A 14,110-nucleotide genomic window follows, 5' to 3' on the forward strand; every position below is an offset into this window, starting at 1 on the left:
AGCGGTTGCCCAGCGGCGTTCCGGGCGCCGATCCGTCCGAAAATCGGCGCCCGGACGAGATGCTCAGCCCACGCCGGCGTTGAGGAAAATGCCCCCGTCGACGACGAGCGTCTGGCCGGTGATCCAGTCGGACTGCCCGGAGGTGAGGAACGCGGCGGCGCCACCGATGTCGGAGGGCACGCCGAGCCGGCCGAGCGGGTAGGCGGAAGCCGCCTCCTCCTCGCGGCCCTCGTACAGGGCCTGCGCGAACTTGGTCTTGACCACGGCCGGAGCGATGGCGTTGACCCGTACCTTCGGCGCGAACTCGTGCGCCAGCTGCTGGGTCAGGTTGATCATCGCGGCCTTGCTCACGCCGTAGGCGCCGATGAACGGCGAGGGCGCGAGGCCCGCGACCGAGGCGATGTTGACGATCGCGCCGCCGTTGTCCTTCTGCCAGGCGTGCCAGGTCTTCTGTGCGAAGCCCAGCGCGGAGATCACGTTGGTCTCGAAGACCTTGCGGGCGACGTCGAGGTCGAGGTCGGCGATCGGGCCGAACACGGGGTTGGTGCCCGCGTTGTTGACCAGGAAGTCGACCCGGCCGAAGGCCTCCATGGTGCGCTCGACGGCCTCGGCCTGGTGGCCGAGGTCGTGGGCCTTGCCGGCGACGCCGATGACCCGGTCGGCACCGAGCTTGTCGACGGCTTCCTTCAGGGCGTCCTCGTTGCGGCCGGTGATGCACACGCGGTCGCCGCGGGCCACCAGCGCCTCGGCGACGCCGTAGCCGATGCCTCGGCTCGCGCCCGTGACGAGGGCGACCCTGCCGGACGGTTCGGGGAGTTCGGTCATGTCAGTGCTACCTCTGTATCCCTAGTCGAGCGGTCCGCCGGCGACGTACAGCACCTGCCCGGAGACGAACCCCGCCGCCTCGCCGGTGAAGAAGGCGATGGCGTTGGCGATGTCCTCCGGCTCGCCGACGCGCTGCACCGGGATCTGCGTGGCTGCGGCCTTCTTGAAGTCGTCGAAGCCCATGCCGACGCGGTCGGCGGTGGCCTTGGTCATCTCGGTGGCGATGAAGCCGGGGGCGACGGCGTTGGCGGTGATGCCGAACTTGCCCAGTTCGATGGCGAGGGTCTTGGTGAAGCCCTGCAGACCGGCCTTGGCGGCGGAGTAGTTGGCCTGGCCGCGGTTGCCGAGGGCCGAGGAGGAGGAGAGGTTGACGATCCGGCCGAAGCCCGCGTCGACCATGTGCTTCTGCACGGCCTTGGTCATCAGGAAGGAGCCGCGCAGGTGGACGTTGAGGACGGTGTCCCAGTCCGAGGCGCTCATCTTGAACAGCAGGTTGTCGCGCAGTACGCCGGCGTTGTTGACCAGGATCGTCGGGGCCCCCAGCTCCTCGGCGATCCGGGCGACGGCCGCCTCGACCTGTGCCTCGTCGGAGACGTCGGCGCCGACCGCGATGGCCTTGCCGCCGGCCGCGGTGATCTTCTCGACGGTGTCCTTGCAGGCGGCCTCGTCCAGGTCGATCACGGCGACCGCGTGACCCTCGGCGGCCAGGCGTACGGCGGTGGCGGAGCCGATACCCCGCGCCGCGCCGGTGACTACCGCGACCCGCTGTTCAGTGGTGGACATTGCTGCTTCTCCTCGCCCTTGAGAGAACTGCCGGGGCTCTCGGAGAGAGCCCCTCGTGCGGTGAGCGACCGCTTAGTACCTTCAGCACCCGTGACGCTAGAAGCCATGGCACCCGGTGTCAACGGCACATCCCGCCGGTGTGATCCATTACCTCACCAGGAGGTCCAGCAATCGCTCCGTCTCGGCTGCCGGGTCGGTGGTCAGACCGGTGTGCACGGGACCGGGCTGGACCACGGTGGAGCGGGGGGCGATCAGCCAGCGGTAGCGCCGTCCCGCGTCGTCACCGGCTGCCTGCCCGGACTCTTCGCCGCCCGCGCAGTGCCGTTCGATCGCACCGAGCGCGGCGCGCACCCCTGCCACGTCGGCGGCCGGGTCCAGCGCGAGCAGCCGCGCCTCGTCCAGGTGGGTGCGGGCGCCGACGTAGCCGCGGGCGCGGCAGTAGACGACGACGCCCGCGTTGATGCATTCGCCCCGCTCGACCCGCGGTACGACCCGCAGCAGCGCGTACTCGAAGACGTCCCGGTCACCGCCCTGGCCCGCCCGGGTGATGTGCCGCTCGGTGACATGGCCGGCCATGTGGATGTGCCGCTCGCTCACTTGCCCTCCTCCTGTCCGGCGCCGATGCCGGTGATGCGCTCGGCGATGACGGCCGCCCGCGCGAGCAGCGGCCGGGCGTAGGCCCGGCGCAGGTCGTCCGGGGTGTCGAAGCCGGGCTCGTCGGCGAGCCAGGCCTCGGGGATCTCCGCGGTGACCTCGGCGAGCAGGTCCTCGGTGATCCGGGGTGCCAGCTCGGCGGCGGCTGCCGTCACGTCCGGGGCGAAGCGGGCGAGGGCGTGGTCGGAGGCGTCGTAGGGGCGGGCGGCCGATGCCTCGGCCGAGGGCCAGTTGTGGTGCCAGATCATGGTGGCGCCGTGGTCGATGAGCCACAGCTCGCCCTGGTGCACGAGCAGGTTGGGGTTGCGCCAGGACCGGTCGACGTTGTTGATCAGCGCGTCGAACCAGATGATCCGGCCGGCTTCCGCGGACCCGGCCGGGAAGGCGAGCGGGTCGTAGCCGAGGGCGCCGGAGAGGAAGTCCATCCCGAGGTTGGTGCCGCCGCTGCCCCGGAGCAGGTCCTGCACCTGCTGCTCGGGCTCGCCGAGTCCGAGGACCGGGTCCAGCTGGACGGTGACCAGCCGGGGCATCCGGAATCCGAGGCGCCGGGCGAGTTCGCCGCACACCACCTCGGCGACCAGTGTCTTGCGGCCCTGTCCGGCGCCGGTGAACTTCATGACGTACGTCCCGAAGTCGTCGGCCTCGACGAGCCCCGGCAGCGAGCCGCCCTCACGCAGGGGCGTGATGTAGCGGGTCGCGGTGACTTCCTTGAGCATCGCCCCAGGTTACTGGCGTCCGGCGGGCGTCCGGCCGACAGTCGGCACAGCCGTGGCCCACGGCCCCTCATCACCGGACGGCAAGGATCTGGGTGCCCGGGTGAACGGCTGCCGCCGTGCGGCCGTACCCCATGACGGATGACGAGAAGCTCCGCGGAAGGGAACCCACATGACCAGCGCATCGCCCCAGCCCTCAGCTGGACCGGCCCGCCGTACCGTCATGGCGGCGGCCGGAGCGGCGGGGCTAGCCGCCGCGCTGACCGCCTGCGGTTCGGGCGACGACTCGTCCGACTCCGTCGACACCGGGTCCGCCTCCGCCGGGTCGACGGGCTCGACCGGTTCCAGCGGGTCCGCGCAGGACGGCGGCGGCTCCGCCGGTGGCGCGGCGCTCGCCAAGACCGCCGACATCCCGGAGGGCGGCGGCAAGATCTTCAAGGACCAGGGTGTGGTGGTCACTCAGCCGACCGCGGGCACCTACAAGGCGTTCTCGTCCAAGTGCACTCACCAGGGATGTGCGGTGGGCAGCGTGGCGAACGGCGTGATCGTCTGTCCGTGCCACAACAGCGAGTTCTCCGTGACGGACGGCAGCGTGAAGAAGGGGCCCGCCACCCAGGCGCTGCCCGCGGCGAAGATCTCCGTCTCCGGCGACGAGATCAAGCTGGCCTGAGCCGGCTCAGCTGCCTCCGTACGCCCGGCCGAGGCAGCCGAGCACCTCGTCGGTGGTCGTGACCGTGGCGACCAGCGCGAGGGTGTGGCGGATCATTGCGGGGGTGTACTCGGCAGGCACCCCCGCGATGGCGTCGGCCGGCACGACGACGGTGTAGCCGAGGTTGACGGCGTCGAAGACGGCGTTGGGGACGGCCACGTTCGCCGAGACACCGGTGACGATCAGCGTGCGGCAGCCGAGGTTGCGCAGCAGGGCGTCGACGTCGGTGCCGTGGACCGGGGACAGCCCGTGCAGCCTGCGTACGACGATGTCCTCCGCGCCGACCTCGATCGGCGGCGCGACCCGGACCGCCTTGCTGCCGGCCAGCTGCTGCACGGGGAGCCGTGCGGCGGCCCGGAACAGACGGGCGTTGCGGCTGGCGCCCCGGCCGTCCGGGCGGCGTTCGGCGATCGCGTGGATCACCTGCACGCCGCTCTCGTGGGCGGCGGCGACCAGCCGGGCCACGTTGTCCAGGGCGCCGGAGGAGCGGGCCTCGCCGGCGAGTTCGGGCAGGGCGCTGTCCGGGCCGACCACTCCCTGCTGGCACTCCACGGTCAGCAGGACGGTGCCCACGGGATCGAGGAGTTCGCCGAGTCGCTCGTACGACGGCATGGCACACCCTTTCGCCGGGTCCGGGGCGGTGAGAGTAGCCACATCCGGTGGCGAGCGGAAGCCGGACCATTCCATTTTCTGACGTGATGTCAGAGGATCACCGCACAGGGGAGTTCTCTGGCACGACGTGGGAGAAGAGGGGGCCGCATGACCGTCACTGAGCAGCGCCGGGGCCGGAGGATCATGATGACGCCCGGCGAGCTGGACACGTTCCTGACGACCCAGCGCACCTGCCGGGTCGCGACCGTGTCGGCCGACGGCACACCGCACGTCAGCGCGCTGTGGTTCGCCTGGGACGGCACCTCGCTGTGGCTGTACTCCGTGGTGCGCAGCAGGCGTTGGGCGCAGTTGCGGCGCGATCCGCGGGTGGCCGTCGTGGTCGACTCCGGGGAGGAGTACGACCAGCTGCGCGGGGTCGAGCTGTCCGGCCGGGTGAAGTTCGTGGGTGAGGTGCCGCGCACGGGTGAGCTGTGCGCCGAACTCGACACGGCCGAGACGCTGTTCGCGCGCAAGAACTTCGGCCTGGACGAGATGCCCCACGACGGCCGGCATGCCTGGGCCCGGCTGACCCCGGAGAAGATCGTCTCCTGGGACTTCCGGAAGCTGTAGGACGCCCGGCGCACAGCGAACGTCTGGCCGTCCCTGCGCAGGGACGGCCCGGCGCGGCCGAACTTCCGAGCGTCGCCCAGCAGGGGGCTCGGCCGCGCTTCCGAGCCCGCCCCGCACGGACGCTCAGCCGAGCTTCCGAGCCGCCCCGCACAGACGCTCAGCCGAGGTTCTGGGCAGCCGTACGCAGGGCCTGCACCGCCGCGCGGATGGAGGGGCGGCGGTCCGCGTCCGCCCGCCAGACCACGTACACATGGCGGCGCACGCGCTGGCTGAGCGGTACGAGGACGACGCCCTCGGGAACCGGTCGGCGGCCCAGCAGCGGGGCGATGCAGACGCCCAGCCCGGCGGCCACCAGCCCCAGCTGGGTGTGGCTCTCGCCCGCACGGTGGCCGACGATCGGCTCGACACCCTTGGAGCGCAGGGTGAACATCAGCCACTCGTGGCAGAACTCGCCCTCGCCCCAGGTGATCCACTCGTCCTCGGCGAACTCGGTGAGGTCCACCTCGTCCCGGTCCGCGAGCCGGTGCCCCACGGGCATGGCGACATCGGCCGGGTCGTCCAGCAGGGGCGCCTTGACCAGTCCGTCGGGCACGGGCATCGGCTTGTTGTACCAGTCCAGGACGACCGCGAGATCGAGGTCGCCGCGGACGACCCCGGCGATGCCCTGCTCGGGTTCCAGCTCGCTGGAGCGCACCCGCAGCCCTGGGTGCTCGGACCGCAGGGCGCCGAGCGCGACGGGGAAGAGGCCGCGGGCGGCGGTCGGGAACGCCGACAGCCGGAGTTCGCCGACGACCTGGCCCCGGTGTGCCTCCAGGTCGGACTCGGCCAGCTCGACCTGGGACAGGATGCGTGCCGCATGCTCCGACAGCAGCCGGCCGGCGTCCGTGAGCCGCACGCCCCGGCCGTTCTTGGCGAGGAGCTGCTGGCCGATCTCCCGCTCCAGCTTGCCCAGCTGCTGCGAGACCGCGGAGGTGGTGACGTGCAGCGCCTCGGCGGCGGCACTGACGGAGCCGTGCCGGGCCAGGGCGTCCAGTGTGCGCAGGCGCTCGAGGTGCAACATGTAAGTGATTCTAAGAGGTACCGAGTGGGAAATATCGATTGTCCTACGAGGTTGCCTACAGCATCGTTGAGTGCATGAGCACGGTCACCGCAACCCCGACCCGGTCCCCCGCCCCCGCCCGTCCCCGCGCCCGCCTCGACTGGCGGCTCCGCTTCGGCGCCCTGTCCCTCATATGGGGCTTCAGCTTCCTGCTGATCAAGGTGGGGACCGACGGGTACGCGCCGTTCCAGGTGACGCTCGGACGGCTCGTGTTCGGTACGGCGGTGCTGGCGGCGGCGATGATCGTGAAGCGGGAGCGGCTGCCGCGCGGCACCCGCCTGTGGGGCCATATGGCAGTCGCCGCGTTCTTCCTGAACGCCCTGCCGTTCTCCCTGTTCGCCTACTCGGAGCTGACGATCCCGTCCACACTGGCCGGTATCTGCAACGCCACCTCGCCGCTGTGGGGTATGGCCCTGTCGCTGGTCGCCCTCTCCGAGGACCGGCCGACCCGGGTCCGTGTCGCCGGGCTCGGTCTGGGCTTCCTCGGGGTCCTGACGGTGCTGGGTGCCTGGCAGGGCTTCCACGGACTGGACGCCACGGGGACGGCGATGGCCCTGCTGGCCTCGCTGAGCTACCCGGTGGGCTGGATCTACGTCCGGCGGACCCTCGCGGGGACGGGCAACTCCCACCTGTCGATGACGGGGGCGCAACTGCTCCTGGCGACGCTGCAGCTGGCCGTCGTGACCCCGCTGTTCGCCGGTTTCCCCACGCACCTCTCCCCCGTTCCGCTGCTGGCGATCGCCGCGCTGGGCGCTCTGGGCACCGGGCTGGCGGTGCTGATCCAGTACGGACTGGTCGCCGAGGTCGGCCCGACGACGGCGCAGATGGTCACGTACTTCATCCCCGTCATCGCCACCGCCGCGGGAGTGGCGATCCTCGGGGAGTCGCTCCGGTGGACCACGCCGGTGGGCGCGGTGATCGTGCTCGCCGGGGCGGCGCTCACGCAGGTGCGGCGCAGGAACGCGTGACACTCACGCAGGTGCGGCGGAGGGAAGCATGACATCCAGGCGGGTGCGATTGCAGGGTGCGTGACACTCACCGCGGGTGCGGCGGAGGGACGTCTGGGGAGGTGGGGCGTGGGGGGTGTCTGCGCGAGTGCCGGTCGTGTGGGGTGATCGCGCAGATACCCGCGCCCCCTTTGCGAGCCTCCTAGCCGTAGACGCGCGCCGGCGACGGACGTACCGCCGCTGCCACCGCGTCCGCCAGAGGTGCGACGTCCTCCGCCGTGAGCGGTGACACGGTGATGCGGATGCCCTGCCGGGAGGCGAGGCGGAAGCGAGCACCGGGTGCGACCGCCCAGCCCGCCTGGAGGAGGCGGGCCACCGCGCCCGTCTCGTCAGGGACCGGAACCCAGACGTTCATGCCGCTGCGGCCGTGGGCGGTGACCCCGCGCTCGGCCAGGGCGTCGACCAGGGCGTCCCTGCGGGCACCGTACGACCGCGCCACCGCCGCCCGGTCCACCGCACCTTCCGCCCAGAGGCGGACCACGGCCCGTTGCAGGAGCAGGCTGACCCAGCCGGGGCCCAGACTCAGACGGCCCCGGACCCGGTCGACGGTGACGGGATCCCCGGCGAGGACGGCGAGCCGCAGGTCGGGGCCGTAGGCCTTGGCTGCCGAGCGGACGAGGGACCAGTGCCGGGTGACGCCCGCGAGGGGGTGCAGCGGCAGGTCGACGATGCCGTGGCCGTGGTCGTCCTCGACCAGCAGGGTCCCCGGGTGGTCCCGCAGCACCGCGCGCAGGGCACGCGCGCGCATGGCGCTCACCGAGGCGCCGGTCGGGTTCTGCGCGCGGTCGGTGACGATCAGGGCGCGGGCTCCGGACTCCAGGGCGCGGCGCAGGTCGTCGGCGCGTGGGCCCTCGTCGTCCACGCCGACGGGGGCCGGGTGCAGGCCCAGGGCGGGGATCAGGTCGAGGAGGCTGCCCCAGCCGGGGTCCTCGACGGCGACCACGTCGCCGGGCCGCAGATGTGCGGTCAGGATGCGTTCGATGGCGTCGAGGGAGCCGGACGTGACGGTCACCGGGCCTGCGGGGACGCCGTCGGCGTCGAGTTCGGCGCGGGCGACACGGGCGAGGTCCGCGTCGACGGGCTCGTCGCCGTAGCGGACGGGCCGCCGGTCGCCCTGCTCCGCCGCCGCGGCGAGCGCCGGGGCCAGCCGGGGCAGCAGGGCGGGGTCGGGATTGCCGGTGGACAGGTCCCGGCCGCCGGCGGGGACCTCCACGCGCAGTTGCTCACGGCCGGTGGTGGCCGGCTTGGAACGGATGCGGCTGCCCCGGCGCCCGGCCGTCTCGATCACCCCGCGTTCGCGCAAGGTCCGGTAGGCGGCGGCGACCGTGTTCGGGTTCACGCCCAGTCGGGCCGCCAACTCCCGCATGGGAGGCAGGGGCTGCCCGGGCTGCAGCTCTCCGGTGCCGACCGCGTGCTCCACGTCGGCCGCGATCTCGGCTGCGCCTCGCCCTTGGATCCGATATTCTCCTAGCACAAACACCATTATGCACTAGTGCAAAACTTGTCGCCAGGAGGACCGTCATGCAGGGCACGACCGAGGAAACGCAGGCCGCCGCCTACACGCCGACCGACCGGACCGTGCCCACACGCGCCGCGGAGCGTGCGTCGTACGACAAGGAGCTGGTGCACGCGATATTGGACGAGGGGTACCTCTGCCACCTCGGCTTCGTGCGGGACGGCGCTCCGGTGGTGCTGCCCACGCTGTACGGCCGGGTCGGCGAGCGGCTCTACATCCACGGGTCCACCGGTTCCCGCCCGCTGCGGATGACCGGCCAGGCCGACCCGGGCCTGCCGGTCTGCCTGACGGTCACCCACGTCGACGGGCTGGTGCTGGCCCGCTCCGCCTTCCACCACTCGGTCAACTACCGCTCGGTCGTGGTGCACGGCACCGCCCATGAGGTCACCGACCCCGAGGAGCGGCGGATGGCCCTGGACGCGCTGGTGGACCACGTCGTCCCTGGGCGGGCCGCCGACTCCCGGCCCGCGAACAAGAAGGAGCTGGCCGCCACCGCGGTGATCCGCCTGGACCTGGACGAGGTCTCGGCCAAGGTCCGCAGCGGCGGCGCCGGCGACGACCCCGAGGACCTCTCCCTGCCGTACTGGGCCGGGGTCGTCCCGCTCCGCAAGGGCTACGACACGCCGGTCCCCGAGACCGACCTGGCGCCCGGCGTCGAGCTGCCGGACTACCTGGTGGCGCGGTAGGACCGGGCGGTCACGCCGGGACCGGCTGTCCGGAAGTCCGGGATGCGTCCCGCCTCGGCGGGACGCACCGACTCCGTCCGCGGGCAACACCGTCCGGCCCGGCGAAACGGCGCGGGACTCGTCCCGGGGCCCGCCTCAGGCGTCCGGGGGCGGGAGGACGAGTGCGTCCGGCTCCCTGACCAGCGCTCTAGGCGGCGGTTCCACGGGCGGACAGCTCGCGCTCCGCGCCACCCGAGGCGACCGGCTCCGGAGAACCCTTGGCGGGGGTGGAGGACTGGGCGATGAACGCGCCGACGAGCACGACCGCGCCACCGGCGACCTGCGGCGCGGACAGGTGCTCGCCGAGCAGCACCCAGGCCAGCACGGTCGCGATGACCGCCTCCAGGCAGGCGACGACACCGGCGACCTGCGGCGACAGCCGCCGCACCGACAGCACCCCGGTGACGTAGGCGATGACCGTGGCGACCAGCACGATCCAGGCGAGCAGGGCGACGGCCGGTACGGCGGTTCCGTTGAGGTCCGCGGAGCCGGCCAGCACCGACCAGTCCATGCTCCAGGGGCGGGCGACGACCGTCAGCACGGCGGCGCCGACGAGCAGGCCGTAGGCGATGACGCCGAGCGGGTCCGGCGCCGCGTCGCCGGCGTCGCTGCCCTGGTCGGACAGGACGAAGTAGCCGACCTGGCAACAGGCGGCGCCGAGGGCGAGGACCAGGCCCAGCGCGTCGAAGCCGAGGCCGGACCACACCTCGACCACGCAGGCGAGGCCGCCCGCCGCAAGGACCACGCCGAGCGCGGCGGCACGGGTCACGGGCCGCCGCTGCACGAACCGCACCCAGCCGAGCACCAGCGCGGGAGCCAGGTACTCGACGAGCAGTGCCACGCCGACCGGGATACGGGAGAGCGCGGCGAAGTAGCACGCCTGGACACCGGCGACGGCGAGCAGTCCGAACCCGGCGAGCAGCGCGGGCCGGCGCCGCGGCAGGGCGCGGTGCCGTACGGCGATCGGCAGCATCACCAGGGCGGCGCCCGCCACCCGCAGCCACACCACGTGCAGCGGGTCGAGTCCCGCCTCGATCAGCGGCTTGGCGGCCACTCCGGACCCGCCGAAGGCCAGCGCCGAACCAAGCGCGAGGCCGAGCCCGACCCCCTTGGCGGGGCTGCCCTGACTGCTCACAGACGTATGCACCGGCACATGATGACAGGCGACGACAGTAGCGTCACCCCTGTTGACACCTGTCTCAGCTGATGGACGGGCCGGAAGTCAGCAGGCCGCCCCGCCGTCGCCGGCGTACTCCCCGGTCCCGGCCTCGATCCGTGCGGCCAGTGCGACGGGGGAAATGCCGGCGCGCTCGAGGACCTCGACGGCACGGGACCGGGGGTCCGCGACGAGTGCCGCGAGGAGGTCGGTGCCGCTGACGCGCGACGCCCCGCGCCGCCGGGCACGCGCCCCGGCGTCCGCGAGGGCGGCTGCGGCGGCGGGGGACCAGACCCCGGCTTCCCTGCCCGGCCCGCCGTCGGGGCCGGCACCGTCGGAGACGGCCGGGGCGGCGGAGACGGCCGGAGCCGCGGAGGCAGTCGGGGCGGCGGAGACAACCGGGGTCGCGGAAACGGTCGGGGTCGCGGAAACGGTCGGGGTCGCGGAGACGGTCGGGGTCGCGGAGACGGTCGGGGTCGCGGAGACGGTCGGGGTCGCGGAGACGTTCGCGGTTCGGGCCTCGCCCTCCCCGCCCCGCCCTTCGCAGCCGCCCTGAGCGGGTATCGCGGGGATCACCCCGCATTCCTCCACCCTGCCCTGCCAGCGCAGGCCGTAGCCGATGCTGCGCTGCGCGAGGTAGCCGAAGAGCCGGGCCAGCTGCGGGGGGCCACCGACGGCTGAACGGACCTCGGGGTCGTACTCCAGCAGGGAGTGGAGCAGATGCGCGGTGTCGGTCTGCCGGTTCCCGTCCCGGACGGCCCTGCGCCGGGCACCGGCGACCACCGCTGCCGGCTCGGCATCGAGTCCGGCAGCGCCGTCCATACGCGGATCCGCCTCGCCGTGGGCGGTCCGGTGAGCAGTACGGGGTTGCACAACCTCTAGCTCATCAGCCTCACCGGCGTGGGTCATCCACGAGGGGAACCATCTTCGCGTCCCACACAGAGTGGACATCGGCACCGGGAATCTCATCCTTACGGAGGAGATCTGACCGATCCCGCACCAGGGAACACGCGCACCCCTCCCGCACGCCCCGGACACAACCCCCCGACGCGCTGCTCCCCGACCTGTTCCGGGCCCCTGGCACTCCCACCATTTCTGACAGTTCATCAGTATTGAATGTTCGCGCCCCTGCCGCTACGTTCCGCGACACCGTAGCCCGATACACCCAAGCCGAAGGGGTGGCCCCATGGCCGAAGTCAGCGCGGAGGCACGGATCCAGGCGCCGGCCGAGAAGGTGTGGGCTCAGCTCACCGACTGGCCGTCGTACGGAGAATGGAACGCGACCCACACCAGCTTCCCGCGGGGTGGCCCGGAAACCCTGGCGGTGGGCGGCACGTTCCAGGAGAACATGAAGCTGATGGGCTTCCCGGCGGAGGTCGACTGGACCATCGAGGAGCTGGAGCCGGCCCGGGTGTTCGCCATCCGCGGTAAGGGCCCGATGGCGGTGACCGTCGCCACCCGCTACACACTCACGCCCGACGGGGACGCCACGGCGGTCCGTATCGACGGTGAGTTCACCGGCGCCGCGGTGTCGCTGATGGCGGGCAAGCTGAAGGACTCGGCGACGGCGGCGCTGAACGAGTCGCTGCGCAAACTGGGCGGCCTGGTGGCCTGAGCCGGGACACGGGAAGGCGCCCCGCGCGGATACCGCACGGGGCGCCCGGGCCGTCGTACGAGCGTCAGTGCTCGTCGGCCAGGATCAGGTACAGCTTCTTGCGGGCGTCGTTGATGACGGCCAGCGCCTTCTCTCGCTGCTCCTTGGTGCCGGTCTTCCAGACCTGACCGAAGGCCTCCATCAGACCGAAACCGGCCTGGCGGATCTCGCCGAGCGCCTCCCAGTCGACCCCGCGCGAGGCCTCCTCCCAGGGCGCCTCGGGACCCTCCTCGGCGGCACTGCGGCCGCTCTCGGTCAGGGAGAACAACTTCTTGCCGCCCTCGCTCTCACTGGCGATCAGACCCTCGTCCTCCAGCAGCTGCAGGGTGGGATACACCGAGCCGGGACTGGGCTTCCACGCGCCGCCGCTGCGCTCGGCGATCTCCTGGATCATCTCGTAGCCGTGCATGGACCGGTCCCTGAGCAGGGCCAGGATCGAGGCGCGCACATCACCGCGCCGCGCCCGTCCTCGGGGACCACCTCGCCCTCGCGGCCCCCAGTGCCCCGGTCCGAAACCAGCGCCGCCGGGGCCGAACCCCGGGCCACCCGGCCCGAAGGGACCGAAGGCGGCCCGCCGGCCCTCGAAGCCGCCCATGCCCCGGCAGTCAGGGCCCTCGTGCCGATGTCCACGCTCGAATCCGTGGGTACGCATCGCGATCACTCCATTTCCATCGCCGATCAGTCACGTAAGCATCGCCATCGTTCGCGATGGCTCAACGATATATCGGAACCGATCGCCTGACAAGGCCCTTGCCGGGGGACGCCGTAGGTGACCTGCGACAGTGAAGTTGGAGCGATGTCGGCCTGCACGGGTCGCGCCCCTTGGCGAAGGCGACCTCGTGGGGGACGGCCGCCTCGCGGCACCACTCCCGGTCGGCGGTCCACTCCACGGGCAGATATAGGTGTCGGCGGTCGATGAACGACTGACCGGCGACAGCGTCGCCCCCTCCCCTTGCATCGCCGCCGACGTCACAGGATCGTGCCTGCTATGCTCCACGGCATCAGTTGAGCCTTTCCGGCCGGATAAACCTCCGCCGGAAAGGCTCTTTTTTGTGTTCAGATCCGGACTGTCCGGGTTTCTCATTGAATGGAGTCCCATGCCAGAGGTATCCGTGCGCTTGGCAGATGCCGCCGACCGTCCCGTGGTGAAGCGGCTATGGCTGATGTTCCGCCACGACTTGTCGGAATTTGATGAAGTCCTTCCCGATGCTGACGGGACCTTCTATGCCGATCGGCCCAACGTCGTTCTCACTGACACCGACTGGGCGGCCTACCTGATGACGATTGACGCACGCCCAGCTGGTCTTGCCTTCGTTCGGGGTCTGACCGGTCCGAAGCGCGTGCTGAACAGCTTCTTCGTCGTTCGTGGAGCCCGCAGAGCGGGGATCGGCCTGAACGCTGTTCAGCAGGTGATAGCCAGGCACCAGGGCCCCTGGGAGATCGCCTTTCAAGACGCCAACGTGGGAGCAGTCCACTTCTGGCGACGCGTTGCCAGGGAGATCGCTGGTGATGCATGGACTGAGGAGCGCAGGCCAGTGAGCCATCGGCCGGACCTGCCGCCCGACGTCTGGATCTCGTTCGACCCAAGTTAAGGCCTTTCCCGCAAAGTCTGAGCGGTGCGGTCGCGGAGTTCCGCTCGCCAGCGGAATCCTCTTTGCTGGCAGGTGCCCGAGCACCATTTACGGTTGGGGATCGGTTTTCGGTGGGCCATGGATGTGCCGCAGGCCGAGTATTCCTGCTGGTGAGATCGCCGGAGGATCTCTTGGTCCAGGCATTGATCCGAGCACCAGGGGTTGGGCCTGAGAGGCTGGTGGCTTCGGTGGCAGCCACGGCAGGCCGGTGTGCTGGGTTGCTGCGGCTCTGCCGAGCACCCCTCGGCACTGATTACTGGCTGAGCTCGGTCCCAGAATTCCTGGCTCCAGCGGTTTGCCCGCCGGCGGCATGGCCTCGAGCACCAGATGCGGCCGGTGACGGGTTTGCGGTGGGCCATCGAGGTCCCGCAGCCCCCGCATCTCTGCTGTTCAGCGCGTTTTAGCAGCTCCTGTAGC

The 14,110-nt window shown here is 71.6% G+C and carries 16 protein-coding genes and 1 pseudogene; 6 read left to right on the forward strand and 11 right to left on the reverse strand.

Going from position 1 to position 14,110, the window contains the following annotated elements; genetic code table 11:
- Window positions 1–63 precede the first annotated feature (63 nt).
- From ACZ4SF_RS33180 to ACZ4SF_RS33195, 4 genes are all read right to left on the reverse strand, one after another.
- Window positions 64–825, reverse strand: a complete 762-nt coding sequence (locus ACZ4SF_RS33180) for an SDR family oxidoreductase (RefSeq protein ID WP_468391956.1) — start codon at window positions 823–825, stop codon at window positions 64–66.
- 21 nt (window positions 826–846) lie between these two features.
- Window positions 847–1,608: a 3-oxoacyl-ACP reductase FabG gene (gene fabG / locus ACZ4SF_RS33185; protein ID WP_468391958.1), complete on the reverse strand. Its 762-nt coding sequence runs from the start codon at window positions 1,606–1,608 to the stop codon at window positions 847–849.
- Between the two features lie 147 nt (window positions 1,609–1,755).
- Entirely contained in the window at window positions 1,756–2,205 is a 450-nt protein-coding gene (locus ACZ4SF_RS33190) for a DUF3037 domain-containing protein (RefSeq protein ID WP_468391960.1), read from the reverse strand.
- On the reverse strand, window positions 2,202–2,978 hold the full coding sequence (locus ACZ4SF_RS33195; RefSeq protein WP_468391962.1) for a HipA family kinase: 777 nt from the start codon (window positions 2,976–2,978) through the stop codon (window positions 2,202–2,204). Before ACZ4SF_RS33195 ends, ACZ4SF_RS33190 begins: the two co-directional genes overlap by 4 nt.
- A gap of 169 nt (window positions 2,979–3,147) precedes the next feature.
- On the opposite strand from ACZ4SF_RS33195, the gene ACZ4SF_RS33200 reads away from it, so the two are divergent.
- Entirely contained in the window at window positions 3,148–3,645 is a 498-nt protein-coding gene (locus ACZ4SF_RS33200; RefSeq protein ID WP_468391964.1) for a Rieske (2Fe-2S) protein, read from the forward strand.
- 6 nt (window positions 3,646–3,651) lie between these two features.
- On the opposite strand, the gene ACZ4SF_RS33205 is transcribed toward ACZ4SF_RS33200, so the two are convergent.
- A complete protein-coding gene (locus ACZ4SF_RS33205) occupies window positions 3,652–4,296 on the reverse strand; it encodes a cysteine hydrolase family protein (RefSeq protein WP_468391966.1) in 645 nt (214 codons plus the stop codon).
- A gap of 147 nt (window positions 4,297–4,443) precedes the next feature.
- Between ACZ4SF_RS33205 and ACZ4SF_RS33210 the strand changes: the two genes are divergently transcribed.
- Complete coding sequence (locus ACZ4SF_RS33210; RefSeq protein WP_468391968.1) at window positions 4,444–4,905, forward strand: pyridoxamine 5'-phosphate oxidase family protein; 462 nt, start codon at window positions 4,444–4,446, stop codon at window positions 4,903–4,905.
- A 157-nt stretch (window positions 4,906–5,062) separates the two neighbouring features.
- On the opposite strand, the gene ACZ4SF_RS33215 is transcribed toward ACZ4SF_RS33210, so the two are convergent.
- On the reverse strand, window positions 5,063–5,965 hold the full coding sequence (locus ACZ4SF_RS33215; RefSeq protein WP_468391970.1) for a LysR family transcriptional regulator: 903 nt from the start codon (window positions 5,963–5,965) through the stop codon (window positions 5,063–5,065).
- A 74-nt stretch (window positions 5,966–6,039) separates the two neighbouring features.
- Between ACZ4SF_RS33215 and ACZ4SF_RS33220 the strand changes: the two genes are divergently transcribed.
- Complete coding sequence (locus ACZ4SF_RS33220) at window positions 6,040–6,972, forward strand: DMT family transporter (protein ID WP_468391972.1); 933 nt, start codon at window positions 6,040–6,042, stop codon at window positions 6,970–6,972.
- A gap of 181 nt (window positions 6,973–7,153) precedes the next feature.
- Here the strand turns inward: ACZ4SF_RS33220 and ACZ4SF_RS33225 are convergent, their stop codons facing one another.
- Window positions 7,154–8,485 carry an aminotransferase class I/II-fold pyridoxal phosphate-dependent enzyme gene (locus ACZ4SF_RS33225; RefSeq protein WP_468391974.1) on the reverse strand — a complete coding sequence of 444 codons (1,332 nt, stop codon included), beginning with the start codon at window positions 8,483–8,485 and terminating at the stop codon, window positions 7,154–7,156.
- A gap of 47 nt (window positions 8,486–8,532) precedes the next feature.
- On the opposite strand from ACZ4SF_RS33225, the gene ACZ4SF_RS33230 reads away from it, so the two are divergent.
- A complete protein-coding gene (locus ACZ4SF_RS33230; RefSeq protein WP_468391976.1) occupies window positions 8,533–9,213 on the forward strand; it encodes a pyridoxamine 5'-phosphate oxidase family protein in 681 nt (226 codons plus the stop codon).
- Window positions 9,214–9,400: 187 nt separating this feature from the next.
- On the opposite strand, the gene ACZ4SF_RS33235 is transcribed toward ACZ4SF_RS33230, so the two are convergent.
- From ACZ4SF_RS33235 to ACZ4SF_RS33245, 3 genes and pseudogenes are all read right to left on the reverse strand, one after another.
- A complete protein-coding gene (locus ACZ4SF_RS33235; protein WP_468391978.1) occupies window positions 9,401–10,405 on the reverse strand; it encodes an EamA family transporter in 1,005 nt (334 codons plus the stop codon).
- 69 nt (window positions 10,406–10,474) lie between these two features.
- Window positions 10,475–10,984, reverse strand: coding sequence for a Clp protease N-terminal domain-containing protein (locus tag ACZ4SF_RS33240; RefSeq protein WP_468392038.1), 510 nt, complete (start codon window positions 10,982–10,984; stop codon window positions 10,475–10,477).
- Window positions 10,970–11,230, reverse strand: a pseudogene (locus ACZ4SF_RS33245) (Clp protease N-terminal domain-containing protein); the annotation flags it as partial. The pseudogene ACZ4SF_RS33245 and the gene ACZ4SF_RS33240, both read right to left, overlap by 15 nt.
- Before the next feature lie 364 nt (window positions 11,231–11,594).
- On the opposite strand from ACZ4SF_RS33245, the gene ACZ4SF_RS33250 reads away from it, so the two are divergent.
- Entirely contained in the window at window positions 11,595–12,023 is a 429-nt protein-coding gene (locus tag ACZ4SF_RS33250) for a type II toxin-antitoxin system Rv0910 family toxin (RefSeq protein ID WP_468391980.1), read from the forward strand.
- Between the two features lie 64 nt (window positions 12,024–12,087).
- Here ACZ4SF_RS33250 and ACZ4SF_RS33255 read toward each other — a convergent pair whose 3' ends face one another.
- On the reverse strand, window positions 12,088–12,714 hold the full coding sequence (locus ACZ4SF_RS33255) for a PadR family transcriptional regulator (protein ID WP_468391982.1): 627 nt from the start codon (window positions 12,712–12,714) through the stop codon (window positions 12,088–12,090).
- A gap of 445 nt (window positions 12,715–13,159) precedes the next feature.
- Between ACZ4SF_RS33255 and ACZ4SF_RS33260 the strand changes: the two genes are divergently transcribed.
- Window positions 13,160–13,654, forward strand: coding sequence for a GNAT family N-acetyltransferase (locus ACZ4SF_RS33260; protein WP_468391984.1), 495 nt, complete (start codon window positions 13,160–13,162; stop codon window positions 13,652–13,654).
- Window positions 13,655–14,110 lie beyond the last annotated feature (456 nt).

The sequence above is a fragment of the Streptomyces sp. NPDC027663 genome (assembly GCF_055566415.1).